The organism is Alkalibacillus aidingensis (genome assembly GCF_014595945.1).
In the GTDB taxonomy this organism is placed as follows: domain Bacteria; phylum Bacillota; class Bacilli; order Bacillales; family Alkalibacillaceae; genus Alkalibacillus; species Alkalibacillus aidingensis.
Genome location: NZ_JABXWU010000004.1, coordinates 26,665 through 38,604 on the forward strand (window position 1 = coordinate 26,665; position 11,940 = coordinate 38,604).

An 11,940-nucleotide genomic window follows, 5' to 3' on the forward strand; every position below is an offset into this window, starting at 1 on the left:
GTTTACTTCTCACCTTGTTGGATATCGATTGCGTGACCTTGTTCATCATGTTGAACATCTTTATACAATTTAACCCAAACAAGTCCATGTTCGTAGCGAGCACTGACTTTATCTTTTCTAACCTTACAGGGGAGCTCAATGACACGATCAAAGCTCCCTTGTGCTATTTCCTCTTGTATGGTTTCATAGCCCTTCACACCTAAATTTATATTTCCTTTTATGACAAGCGAATAATCTTTAACTTGCAGGTCAATCTGTTTAATATTACTGATTCCGGGAATATTGATGACGCATAGAATATCATATTCTTTGCGAAAGATATTCACTTGAGGTATGTTCGGTTTTAAAACACCTTCAAATTCATCCCAAAAAGATTGACCAAAAAAACGATCCATATTTTCTTTCCAATCATGCATGTGAGTAAATGGGTTCATAGACAACACCTTTCTTTTCACGTTAAGATATGCATAATTGCGTTAAAATGTGCCTATTATGGTGAGGATAAGTAGTGTGTGTGATTAAGGGGGCTAAATGATGTTAGAGTCAGGAATCGTCATGTTACTAATTATTTTATGTGTTAATATTGTTTACGTTTCATTACTAACTGTTCGTATGATCTTTACATTAAAAGGTAAACGGTATATTGCAGCGTCAGTTGGTGTTTTTGAAATTACGGTATATACGCTTGGTTTAGGGCTAGTATTAGATAACCTTGAGCAGATTCAAAACTTAATTGCTTATGCATTAGGCTTTGGAATAGGGGTTATAAGTGGGATGAAGATTGAAGAGAAGTTAGCGATCGGCTACATTACCGTTAATGTTATTTCTTCAGACCCAAGTATTCCTTTTACTGAGAGGTTAAGGGAGAAAGGTTATGGTGTCACAAGCTGGTATGCATATGGGATGGAAGGTGATCGCCTGGCAATTCAAGTATTAACACCTCGAAAATATGAATTACTATTATATGAAACGATTAAGGAGATTGATCCGAAAGCCTTTATCATTGCTTACGAACCTAGACAAATATTTGGTGGCTTTTGGGTTAAAAAGGTTAAAGGGAGTCGGTTAAGACGTGAAGAAAAGAAAGTACAGAGTCAGTGATTACGCTTCTATAAGTGAATGTTTAGACCAAATTGACCAAGATGGTTTTAAACCGGTCAAACGTTTTGAGAAACCTATTTTTCAAGAATCAGAAGATCATCAAGAACCGGTACCCATTAAGCAAGAAATTATCTTTGAAGCAGTAGAAAAATAATGATAAACAAGATCAACCCCGTCTGATGGCGGGGTTGATTGTCATCTGCATAAAGTTATTTATTAAGTTATTGTTCATTACCACGAGTGGCTTCTTCAAGGAAGTCAGCTGTTGTTGTTTGTTTTGAATCTGAATTTGAACTTGAACTTGTTTTTGAATTGGAGTTTGATCCCGAATTTGTATTGGTATCAAACAAGTTAAATGGGATGCGTGCATCAATCTGTTGTTTAACCATATCGGTTACAGGGCAGTAACGTACAATTCCCTCAGCAATTTTCATAGCAGAAGCCATGATGATGAGCCAATATCTTTGACTCCATGGTCTTCTAGTCGCGCGTACAGATCCATAAGCTAAAAAGAAAAAGCCTAAAGTGATTCTTACGAGAGCATTTATGGTACCAATGTTTTGTTTTCCCATTTTACCCTTCCCTTCAGAAATTTAATGTATTAAAATTTAGATTAAAGCAATTTTTCTAGAATAGAGGCGAATTAATCTGATGAGCCTATTTCTTTCAAAATGGAGGCAATTTTAATGAAAGAGCATTTGTATAGATGGCGTAACAAACAGTTAAGAGAGCACACGGCTGTAATTGACGGTGAAGTGAGCCCTACTATGGTTTTAACAAATGCCACATATTTGAACGTTTTTCTAAAAAGGTGGATGACAGCTAATATTTGGATTTATGATGACCGTATTGTCTATGTGGGACAAGATTTACCAAATATGAGTGGTCAAGCAGAAATAATTGATTGTAAAAATCAATATTTAGTACCAGGTTATATTGAGCCACATGCACATCCATTTCAGTTATATAATCCCCACTCATTAGCTGAATATTCATCGAAAAAAGGGACGACAACATTTATTAATGATAATTTAATGTTGTTATTATTATTAAATAAAAAGAAAGCGTTTTCTTTATTGGATGACATGCAAAGGTTACCTGTCTCTATGTTTTGGTGGGCCCGTTTTGATCTGCAGTCTGAAATCCGTGATGAAGATGATTTGTTGACTGATGATGACGTGATGGAGTGGCTAAATCATGAAGCGGTTATTCAAGGTGGCGAGTTAACAAACTGGCCAGATATCTTAGATGATGATGACCGTGCGCTTTATTGGATTCAAGAGGCCAAACGATTAAGGAAAATTGTGGAGGGTCATTTCCCAGGCGCGTCCGAGCGCACTTTAATTAAAATGAAATTACTTGGCACAGATGGAGATCATGAGTCAATATCAGGTGAAGAATTATATAATCGTGTAAAGCTAGGTTACTACGCGGGAATGCGTTATTCGTCAATTCGCCCTGACTTGCCAAACATTCTTAAAGATTTGCATGATTACGACGGGGAATTTTGGGATTACCTATTTTATACAACAGATGGTTCAACACCTTCTTTTTATGAACAAGGGGTAATAGACCGTTGTATTAAGATAGCCATTGAGCAAGGAGTTCCACTAGAAGATGCTTATGCGATGGCTACCATTAATGCAGCAAGGTACTTTTCATTAGATCACCGTTTAGGGAGTATTTCTCCGGGACGGACAGCACACATTAACTTTTTAAAGGCTAAAGACGATCCGACCCCTACAGCAGTTTTAGGAAGAGGGGAATGGATAGAAACCGGGTCTGAAGGCTACTCATTCAAAAATAGAGATCGTAATATCAAATGGGAGAAGTATGGCTTCGGATCATTAAATTTATCTTGGGATCTTAAACAAGAAGATTTATTATTCTCGTCTCCAATTGGAATAGGAATGGTTAATGATGTCATCATGAAACCATATCCTGTGAAATTAGATTCACAGTCAGATCAATTATCAAAGGATCATAATGAGTCTTATCTTGTATTAGTTGACCGAGAAGGAAAATGGAAAATCTCCTCTTTTCTAAAAGGATTCACTTCTTCCTTAGGTGGATTAGTTAGTTCTTATTCCAATACAGGTGACATTGTCTTGATTGGGAAGAACAAAGAAGATATTCGAAAGGCTTTTGATCGGATGAAAGAGTTAGGAGGAGGGATTGTCCTTGTCAATGATGGTGAAATCATTTTTGAACTACCATTACCGTTAAATGGTGTCATGACGAACTTACCCATGCACAAATTAATTGACAAGGAGAAGCAGCTGAAGGATATATTAATGTCACATGGTTATCAGTTTAATGATCCGATTTATACTTTACTTTTCTTGTCATCAACACATTTACCTTATATAAGGATTACACCACAAGGAATTATTGATATAAAGAAAAAAGAGATACTCTTTCCTTCTGTTATGCGATAAAATATAAATAATATAAAATAAAAGGGTGTTGAGGATGCAAAAATGGTTCGTAGCAATCGTTGCCTCGTCCTTATTATTTTTAGGGGCTTGTAACGAGGAAGAAGGCCAATTAGATCCGGATGAACCGGAAGAGGTTGATGAAGAAGAAATTGAATCTGTTTTTGAGGAAACTGAAGATACTGAGGATGAAGAAGAGGAGATCACGGAATCGGAATTCACTTATCCTTTAACAGGTGAAGACGCAGATCAAGAGTATGATCGTCGCACATTAGCTGTACAAATTAATAATCATCCAAGTGCAAGACCACAAACTGGCCTTGTTCATGCGGATTATGTTTACGAGTTTTTAGCAGAAGGAGATATTACTCGTTTGGTTGCTTTATATCACAGTAACATTCCAGAAGTTGTAGGCCCTGTAAGAAGTGCACGCTCTTATTATATTGAAACGGCTAAATCACACGGAGCGATTTATATTTATCATGGCGCAGCTTCATTTATCGAAGAAGAGTTGAGAGCGGGTTGGGTGACTAATTTAAACGGCGCCTATTATGATGATGATCAGTTTTTGTTTAAACGTGAATCATTTAGAAGCGCACCACATAACTCTTATGTTATGCTAGAGAATGCTTATGATGTTGCTAATCGAAATGGGATTGAAATTGAGCAAGATCATAAACCACTGTCTTTTATGTCTAAGTCAGATGTTGAAAAAGTAACAGGTGATCAAGCGAAAAAAATTGATATTGAATACTATAGCCATCGAAATGTATCTTATGACTATGATGAAGAGCTAGGTGGATATTACCGTTATAGTGATGGGGAACAAACAGTTGATTTAGATACAGAAGAACCAATGGTTGTGGAAAATATTTTAGTTTTCGAGGCACCTCATGATGTGGTTGATGAAGTGGGTCGTCGCGATATTGATATTGAGTCAGGTGGCAGTGGATACTTAATTCAACAAGGGAATTTAAAAGAAGTTGATTGGCAGACAGTCAATGGGATTATGACACCTCATATTGATGGTGAAGTGGTTGATTTAGTTCCTGGACAAACTTGGGTTAATGTCGTTCCAACTTCACCAGGTTTGGAACAAACTGTTACATACCAGTGATAAGGAGGAATGAATGGAAATGCAAATTGATAAATTAAGAGGAAAAGAGTTAGATCAGCTTTTCGAGGCGATCTTGTCCTTAAAAGATGTAGAAGAATGTTATCGATTTTTTGATGATGTGGCGACAGTTAATGAGACGCAAGCACTTGCACAACGTTTAGATGTGGCTCGTATGCTTCGCGAAGGTCACACATATCAGCGTATAGAAGAAGAAACAAGTGCATCAACCGCAACGATCTCACGAGTAAAACGCGCTCTAAATTATGGAAGTGACGCCTATGACTTGGTGCTAGATCGGATCAAAGAAAAAGAGAAGTAAACTTATTTGAGAAACTAGGCAGTTTTTGCCTAGTTTTTTTATTGAATTGATTTGTTATGGTAAGTTCAAGCAGTTCTAGAAACGATCACTAACCTAATTTACTTAATATATAAAAAATCACTATTTACTCCAAACGATTTTTCGTTATTTGCGTCTAATGGGTGATGATGTTTTTGAGAGGAGGTACGATCTTGTGGCTAAGGAAGAAGCAAGAAGATGACGCATTCGTTGAACAAATCCAATCTTATCAAGCGGATCTGTACCGGACAGCTTATGCTTTTCTAAAGAATAAAGATGAGGCTTTGGATGCTGTTCAGGAAGTAATATACCGTGCTTATAGAAAGAGAAAGCAACTGAAACAGCAAAAATACACGAAGACCTGGGTTATTCGCATTATGATTAATTATTGCCAAGATTTACTTCGTAAACAAAAAAGAGTCATTTACATGGAAAATGTTGACTCTACAAGTAATCAGGCAAACATCATTCAGCACTTATCATTAGAAATGGCGATTGAAAAATTATCAAATAGCGAGCAGGAACTTATTTTTCTAAAATATTTTCATGGTTTAACTTACCCAGAGTTATCGGAGTATTTTCAAGTTCCACAAGGTACGTTAAAGACGCGTGTTCATACCACGTTAAAAAAACTTAGATATGAGCTCATGGAAGATGAAAGGGGTGAATCCAATGGGGCAAAATGAAGAAGGTAAACTTGAGAAGTGGAGAGAGGACTATCAAGATTTACCGATCCCTGATCAGGACTTAAGTGATTCAGTTAGAAAAGCGACTCACCAAGTTGAACTACGGCAGAGAAGACAAAGAAAAAGCCTCTTAAGTGTTGCTGTAGTGGCGATCGTTTGCATGATATTTGTAACAACCATCAATGTTTCACCTACATTCGCCCAGCAAATCGGTAAAATTCCAGGGATGAGCCATTTAGTCGAATTGGTTAAGTTTAATAAAGGTCACCAATTGGCGATTGAGCATGATTATTTTGAAGAGATAAATGAAACAGTATCTCAAGGTGACGTTTCATTTACTATTGATGGTGTGATTCGTGATCAATATGGAATGGCTATTTTTTACACGGTAGAATTGGAGGAGGATGATCTGTTTCGCACACCAACTCTAAATGAAGCTAAAATTTTCAAGAGTGATCAGTCAGAATTACAATATACCAGTTATTCATTCGGTGGATTGAATGAAAGTAGTAATGGAAGTTACAGTGGAACGGCTGAGATTTTTACTGACGAACCGATTGAGGAGACGGAATTTGTATTTGAGACGGAGATTAGAGATGAAAAGTTCGAAGTTCCATTCGTAGCAGAGAATCAAGCGGAACCGGTCACTTATCATTTGCAAGAGAGTATTTCAATTAATGATGATGAGATGATCATTGAAGAAATTGCGATTACACCACTTCGAACAGAAATTATTATTGATTATGCTACCGATAATGATTGGGAGTATTTAAATATTGAGGATCTTAGGTTAGTTAATGAACACGGAGAAACATGGGCAAGCATTACCAATGGCATCTCCGGTAGTGGAACGACGGATGGCAAGGACATTCATTATTTGCAAAGTCATTACTTCGATGAACCCGAATCGTTAACGTTAGAGTTTTCTAAATTTCAAGCAGTCCCTAAAGGTCTGGATTACCTGGAATTAGATTTAGAAAATGATGAAATCCTACACGATCCTTTAGATAAATTTTCAGATTTCACTTTTAGAAATGGTGGGATTGAAATTTATTTAGACACAGAAGATTTTCATTATTATCCGTTGGGTAGAGCTTATGATTCAGAAGGAGAAGAGATTGATGACCATTATTCATCTAGTATGAGTCCAGAAAATGGAAGGTCGCGTCTGTATTACTCATTGAATGCTGAAAGTTCTGATTTGCCTATAACAGTTGAATTGAATGCTTACCCACATTGGATCGATGACTTTAATCAAGTTACCATAGAATAATCAAGCAATCCCTTCGCTTGATTGAAAACGAGGGGATTGCTTATTTTATGAAGATTAAACTTGCCGAAAATAGTAGGATCGATCCCAGGACGGTAACTAAGACATAAGTCCAAAAGTACTTCCACTGCCTTTTTTGCATTAACTCCATTGCTTCTATGCTAAAAGTCGAAAACGTGGTGAAGGCACCGAAGAATCCTAGACTGACCATCAAGTACAGAGAATCAGTGATTGCCTCTTTAGGTGTGTAGAAACTGAGGAAAGTCCCCAATCCAAGTGCGCCTAATAAATTTACTACAAGCATTGCAATAGGTAAATTGTGTTGAGAGCGAAATTGCATGATTAACTGACCAATTAAATATCTAGATACAGCCCCAACTGCTCCACCAATCGCGACTAAAATAGTATTCATATTACTCACTTCTTTCCTGATTTGACTGCCATCTCCATACCCTCTGATAGCCTAATGAAGTCAATCCAATTCCACCAATAACAGAGACTAAGATATAACATAAGAATAAAAAATAGTCTTCATTCATTATCAACATCGTTGCATCATTGGCTAACGTCGACATGGTGGTAAATCCACCACATACCCCGATACCAAGCCCGGCTGTTAACCATTCTGAGGGCTTTTTAAAAGTAAAATAGGCTGTTATCATGCCTAAAACTAGACTACCTATTAAATTAACCAAAATTGTATTTACAGGAAAATAAATATCAAAAAAGGATAGGTCAACAGAATACCTTAATAGGGTGCCAATGACAGCCCCCATTGCGATAGAGATGATCACATTTATATTTGGTTTCATTAACATTCCCTCAATCTTTATTGACATGGTTCAACTGAATTTACAATACATGAAAATAAATCATTTTTTTATAGGAGCGAATCAATGGAATCGATTACGACTTTACTTTATTCATTATATCATTTCATAAATTAGTCAAGGGAGTTCTTTAAATAGTATTTTTATTATTGCTTTTATATATCCATTATTCTATTAATCTTTGCAAAAATGGTTTGACGGTGACAGTCTTATCATGTATTCTAAAAAAGGAAAATTTGATATTCCTCGTTAGGTGAGGCTCCTGTTCGGAGATACGCTACTGCCCAAAAACGTCCAAAGACGCCAATGGGTCAACAGGAACTATCGACATAAGGTAGTTCTTAATGTAGCTGGACATTTCCTATGCCGTACAGTGCTAAAGCTCAGACGAATGGAGGAAAGGTCAATTCAATCTGATATGTTGACGTTTTCATTAAGCTTTCTTTTCTCCATTTTGAGAAAAGGAAGCTTTTTTTGAAAGACCTTTTCTGTAAGACCCTACGAGATTCAGGAGGTGATGGGGGATATGGATCCCGATTCGAGTTTACGTTTAGTAGAAAATATAATCACCCCCTATCACTGCGTTAGGATAGGGGCTTAAAAGGGAGGTCTCTAGGATGATGATGCGTCGAATCAACAAGAATGCATTATTTCAACAATTGAATGATTATCTAAAGAATGAAAAAAGAGAACTGTTCCAGCAAACTTTAATGACCTTACACATCCAAGATCAAGTAGACTGGTTTCAGAAATTAGAAGAAAAACCTTTACATCAAAAGGTCTATAAATATTTAACTGCTGAGCAATTAGCTGATATATTCCAAGGGTTAGATGTTGAAGATCAGCACGAGATGATGGAAGAGATGAATCGTGTACAGTGGATTGCGACGTTAAATGAAATGGCATCAGATGATGTGGTTGATTATTTAACTGAATTAGATGAAGAACAAGTAGCACCAGTACTTGATGAGATGGATCAAGAAGTGGCTTCAAGAGTTCAGCAAATTTTAGAGTACCAGGATGAAACAGCTGGTGCGATTATGGCAACGGAATACATCTCGATTAAGACGACTGATACGGTCAAACAGGTGATGAATCGATTGCGTAACGAAGCACCTGATGCCGAGACGATTTACTATATCTATGTAGTAGATACTAATAATGAGTTAGTAGGAGTGTTATCTTTACGAGATTTAATTACCAGTGACCCGGATGTACTCATTAAGGAAGTGATGAGTACACGAGTTGTTTCGGTGAAAACGAGTCAGGACCAAGAAGAAGTTGCTAGATTAATGCAAAAATACGATTTCTTGGCCGTACCAGTTATAACTGAAGCTCATAAACTGGTTGGTATTATTACAGTCGATGATATATTAGATATTATTGAGGAAGAAGCTACAGAAGATATCGGAGAAATTTCAGCGGTAAGGGGCGCCACAGGAACTGATGTGACGGCATTTGAGGCGGCTAAAAAACGTGCGCCGTGGATTATTATGTTAATGTTTTTAGGTTTAATAACGGCAGAAGTGATTGGCCAATTTGAGGAGACATTAGAAGCTATAGTTATTCTTGCTGCATTTATCCCTCTGATCATGGACTCAGCTGGTAACACTGGAACTCAATCATTAGCTGTTATGGTACGTAACCTCGCGATTGGTACATTTGATAAAAAGAATGTATGGCGAGTGATTAGACGTGAGTTGATGACAGGGATGATGATTGGATTGGGAAGTGCCATGACACTAGCAATCTTAATTATGATCTTCTATGACCAAGATTTAGTACTTGCAGGTGTTGTAGGCTTATCGATTTTAATTACATTGAGTATTTCCACCGTAACGGGGACAACTATTCCGTTATTAATCAATAAGTTAAAAATTGACCCAGCAGTAGCATCTGGGCCATTTATTACAACATTAAATGATATCTTCGGTTTATTAATCTACTTTTCAATTGCGACGTCCATGTTGCATCATTTTTAAGTCAAAAAAACCCTTCAGCTTCAGCTGGAGGGTTTCTTTTAGTCTTGTGATAAGCGATAGATCTCAATATCAATAGACAATATTTTTATTTATCAAGCTAGAGAGCGTCTCTTTTCCCGGAGCGAGTCAAACAAGCATGTGACCGGTCAAAGAGAGAGCGTCTCTCTTCCCGGAGCGAGCCAAATAAGCATGTGACCGGTCAAAGAGAGGGCGTCTCTCTTCCCGGAGTGAGTCAAACAAGCGTGCGACCGGTCAAAGAGAGGGCGTCTCAATTCCCGGAGCGAGTCAAATAAGCATACGACCGGTCAAAGAGAGAACGTCTCTCTTCCCGGAGTGAGTCAAACAAGCATGCGACCGGTCAAAGAGAGGGTCTCTCTTCCCGGAGCGAGCCAAATAAGCATGCGACCGGTCAAGAGAGAGCGTCTCTTTTCCCGGAGCGAGCCAAATAAGCATGTGACCGGTCAAAGAAAGAACGTCTCTCTTCCCGGATCCAGTCAAACAAGCATGTGACCGGTCAAAGAGAGGGCGTCTCTTTTCCCGGAGCGAGTCAAACAAGCATGTGACCGGTCAAAGAGAGAGCGTCTCTCTTTCCGGAGCGAGCCAAATAAGCATGCGACCGGTCAAAGAGAGAGCGTCTCTTTTCCAAAAAGGTCTTTGCCAACTGACCGACCTGGAGAATAGGTCGCCTATACTCCAAAAGGAATCCTTATAACCGAATAGTCGCCATTAATAGCTCATTTTTTCTTGTAAGAATGATTTTAGTTCAGAGATTGGCATGCGGTGTTGTTCCATAGTATCACGATCACGAACGGTTACTTGTTCGTCTTCTTTTGAGTCAAAATCGTATGTGATGCAGAATGGTGTACCAATTTCATCATGACGACGGTACCTTTTACCAATTGAACCTGATTCATCGTAGTCAACCATAAAGTCATTAGCTAAGTCTTGGAAGACCGCTTGAGCTTCTTCAGACAATTTCTTTGATAATGGGAAAACAGCTGCTTTAAAAGGTGCTACAGCTGGATGGAAGCGCATGACGGTACGTGTTGAGCCATCTTCAAGTTCTTCTTCCTCATAAGCATCAGTTAAAAAGGACAATGCAAGACGGTCTGCTCCTAATGCAGGCTCGATGACATATGGGATATAACGTTCATTTGTTTGTTGATCAATATATTGAAAGTCTTCACCAGAATGTTCAGCATGCTGTTTTAAGTCATAGTCTGTACGGGATGCGATACCCCAAAGCTCACCCCAGCCAAATGGGAATTGATATTCTAAGTCAGTTGTTGCATTACTGTAGTGTGATAGTTCATCCTCATCGTGATCACGACGACGGACTTTAGTCGAATCAAGTCCTAAATTCGTCAACCAGTTATGACAGAAGTCTAACCAGTAATCAAACCACTCTTTCTCTTCACCAGGCTTACAGAAAAATTCCATCTCCATTTGTTCAAATTCACGCGTACGGAAAATAAAGTTACCAGGTGTAATCTCGTTACGAAAGCTCTTACCGATTTGTGCAATACCGAATGGTAGCTTTTTGCGCATAGAACGCTGAACATTTTTAAAGTTAACGAAGATTCCTTGAGCGGTCTCTGGACGCATATAAATTTCATCAGAAGAATCTTCAGTTACGCCTTGATAGGTTTTAAACATTAAGTTGAACTGACGAATCTCTGTGAAATTATTTGACTCACAGTTTGGACAGACAATGCTTTCTTCTTCAATAATCTTGGCTAATTCGTCGAATGGTAAGCCGTCAACGACACGCTCTTCCCCTTTTGCTTCAAAATGATTTTCGATTAAATGGTCTGCACGATGACGTGATTTACAGTCTTTGCAGTCAATCATTGGGTCATTAAAGTTGCCTAAGTGACCACTTGCTTCCCATGTTTTTGGGTTCATTAAGATCGCTGCATCTAAACCGACGTTATAAGGAGATTCTTGGACGAATTTTTTCCACCATGCATCTTTTAAATTTTTCTTTAGTTCGACACCTAAAGGGCCGTAATCCCATGTGTTGGCTAAGCCACCGTAAATTTCCGATCCTTGGAAGACAAAACCTCTGTGTTTACAATGGTTAACAATGTGCTCCATGTCTTTTGCCATGATATTGGCCTCCTTTTTCATGATCATTTCTAGTTTTAGTTATCTCTAAATCTCAATAAAAAACTCCCGTCCT

At 38.1% G+C, this 11,940-nt stretch carries 13 protein-coding genes and 1 riboswitch; of the genes, 8 read left to right on the plus strand and 5 right to left on the minus strand.

Annotated features, from left to right (window positions below):
• Positions 1-2 precede the first annotated feature (2 nt).
• On the minus strand, positions 3-434 hold the full coding sequence (locus HWQ49_RS08430; protein WP_188207174.1) for an Hsp20/alpha crystallin family protein: 432 nt from the start codon (positions 432-434) through the stop codon (positions 3-5).
• Between the two features lie 100 nt (positions 435-534).
• On the opposite strand from HWQ49_RS08430, the gene HWQ49_RS08435 reads away from it, so the two are divergent.
• Positions 535-1,101: a DUF2179 domain-containing protein gene (locus tag HWQ49_RS08435; RefSeq protein ID WP_188207175.1), complete on the plus strand. Its 567-nt coding sequence runs from the start codon at positions 535-537 to the stop codon at positions 1,099-1,101.
• Positions 1,073-1,255, plus strand: a complete 183-nt coding sequence (locus tag HWQ49_RS14835; RefSeq protein ID WP_188207176.1) for an NETI motif-containing protein — start codon at positions 1,073-1,075, stop codon at positions 1,253-1,255. The genes HWQ49_RS08435 and HWQ49_RS14835 overlap by 29 nt, the downstream gene beginning before the upstream one ends.
• A gap of 67 nt (positions 1,256-1,322) precedes the next feature.
• Here HWQ49_RS14835 and HWQ49_RS08445 read toward each other — a convergent pair whose 3' ends face one another.
• Entirely contained in the window at positions 1,323-1,673 is a 351-nt protein-coding gene (locus HWQ49_RS08445; protein WP_188207177.1) for a YgaP family membrane protein, read from the minus strand.
• Between the two features lie 114 nt (positions 1,674-1,787).
• Between HWQ49_RS08445 and HWQ49_RS08450 the strand changes: the two genes are divergently transcribed.
• The 5 genes from HWQ49_RS08450 to HWQ49_RS08470 all read left to right on the plus strand — a co-directional run bounded on the left by HWQ49_RS08450 (position 1,788) and on the right by HWQ49_RS08470 (position 6,949).
• On the plus strand, positions 1,788-3,539 hold the full coding sequence (locus HWQ49_RS08450) for an adenine deaminase C-terminal domain-containing protein (RefSeq protein ID WP_188207178.1): 1,752 nt from the start codon (positions 1,788-1,790) through the stop codon (positions 3,537-3,539).
• A gap of 34 nt (positions 3,540-3,573) precedes the next feature.
• Entirely contained in the window at positions 3,574-4,653 is a 1,080-nt protein-coding gene (locus HWQ49_RS08455; protein ID WP_188207179.1) for a DUF3048 domain-containing protein, read from the plus strand.
• A 19-nt stretch (positions 4,654-4,672) separates the two neighbouring features.
• Positions 4,673-4,972 (plus strand): YerC/YecD family TrpR-related protein, encoded by a 300-nt coding sequence (locus HWQ49_RS08460; RefSeq protein ID WP_188207330.1) that lies wholly within the window; start codon positions 4,673-4,675, stop codon positions 4,970-4,972.
• 191 nt (positions 4,973-5,163) lie between these two features.
• Positions 5,164-5,676: a sigma-70 family RNA polymerase sigma factor gene (locus tag HWQ49_RS08465; protein WP_188207180.1), complete on the plus strand. Its 513-nt coding sequence runs from the start codon at positions 5,164-5,166 to the stop codon at positions 5,674-5,676.
• Positions 5,663-6,949, plus strand: coding sequence for a DUF4179 domain-containing protein (locus HWQ49_RS08470; RefSeq protein ID WP_188207181.1), 1,287 nt, complete (start codon positions 5,663-5,665; stop codon positions 6,947-6,949). Before HWQ49_RS08465 ends, HWQ49_RS08470 begins: the two co-directional genes overlap by 14 nt.
• Positions 6,950-6,989: 40 nt before the next feature.
• Here the strand turns inward: HWQ49_RS08470 and crcB are convergent, their stop codons facing one another.
• On the minus strand, positions 6,990-7,358 hold the full coding sequence (crcB, locus tag HWQ49_RS08475; RefSeq protein WP_188207182.1) for a fluoride efflux transporter CrcB: 369 nt from the start codon (positions 7,356-7,358) through the stop codon (positions 6,990-6,992).
• Between the two features lies 1 nt (position 7,359).
• Positions 7,360-7,758, minus strand: coding sequence for a fluoride efflux transporter FluC (locus tag HWQ49_RS08480; RefSeq protein WP_188207183.1), 399 nt, complete (start codon positions 7,756-7,758; stop codon positions 7,360-7,362).
• Positions 7,759-8,014: 256 nt separating this feature from the next.
• Positions 8,015-8,180, plus strand: a riboswitch (M-box (ykoK) riboswitch).
• Between the two features lie 213 nt (positions 8,181-8,393).
• Here HWQ49_RS08480 and mgtE point away from each other — a divergent pair.
• The gene (gene mgtE / locus HWQ49_RS08485) at positions 8,394-9,758 is read left to right on the plus strand and encodes a magnesium transporter (RefSeq protein ID WP_188207184.1); all 1,365 of its coding nucleotides are present in this window, start codon (positions 8,394-8,396) and stop codon (positions 9,756-9,758) included.
• A 726-nt stretch (positions 9,759-10,484) separates the two neighbouring features.
• Here the strand turns inward: mgtE and HWQ49_RS08490 are convergent.
• On the minus strand, positions 10,485-11,867 hold the full coding sequence (locus HWQ49_RS08490; RefSeq protein ID WP_188207185.1) for a glycine--tRNA ligase: 1,383 nt from the start codon (positions 11,865-11,867) through the stop codon (positions 10,485-10,487).
• Positions 11,868-11,940 lie beyond the last annotated feature (73 nt).

Bases quoted from the DNA above. Each gene is read 5' to 3' on its own strand.
- HWQ49_RS08430 (WP_188207174.1), bottom strand. From the start codon at position 434: ATGAACCCATTTACTCACATGCATGATTGGAAAGAAAATATGGATCGT.
- HWQ49_RS08435 (WP_188207175.1), top strand. From the start codon at position 535: ATGTTAGAGTCAGGAATCGTCATGTTACTAATTATTTTATGTGTTAAT.
- HWQ49_RS08480 (WP_188207183.1), bottom strand. From the start codon at position 7,758: ATGAAACCAAATATAAATGTGATCATCTCTATCGCAATGGGGGCTGTC.
- HWQ49_RS08445 (WP_188207177.1), bottom strand. From the start codon at position 1,673: ATGGGAAAACAAAACATTGGTACCATAAATGCTCTCGTAAGAATCACT.
- crcB (WP_188207182.1), bottom strand. From the start codon at position 7,358: ATGAATACTATTTTAGTCGCGATTGGTGGAGCAGTTGGGGCTGTATCT.
- HWQ49_RS08455 (WP_188207179.1), top strand. From the start codon at position 3,574: ATGCAAAAATGGTTCGTAGCAATCGTTGCCTCGTCCTTATTATTTTTA.
- HWQ49_RS08470 (WP_188207181.1), top strand. From the start codon at position 5,663: ATGGGGCAAAATGAAGAAGGTAAACTTGAGAAGTGGAGAGAGGACTAT.
- HWQ49_RS08450 (WP_188207178.1), top strand. From the start codon at position 1,788: ATGAAAGAGCATTTGTATAGATGGCGTAACAAACAGTTAAGAGAGCAC.
- HWQ49_RS08460 (WP_188207330.1), top strand. From the start codon at position 4,673: ATGCAAATTGATAAATTAAGAGGAAAAGAGTTAGATCAGCTTTTCGAG.
- mgtE (WP_188207184.1), top strand. From the start codon at position 8,394: ATGATGATGCGTCGAATCAACAAGAATGCATTATTTCAACAATTGAAT.
- HWQ49_RS08490 (WP_188207185.1), bottom strand. From the start codon at position 11,867: ATGGCAAAAGACATGGAGCACATTGTTAACCATTGTAAACACAGAGGT.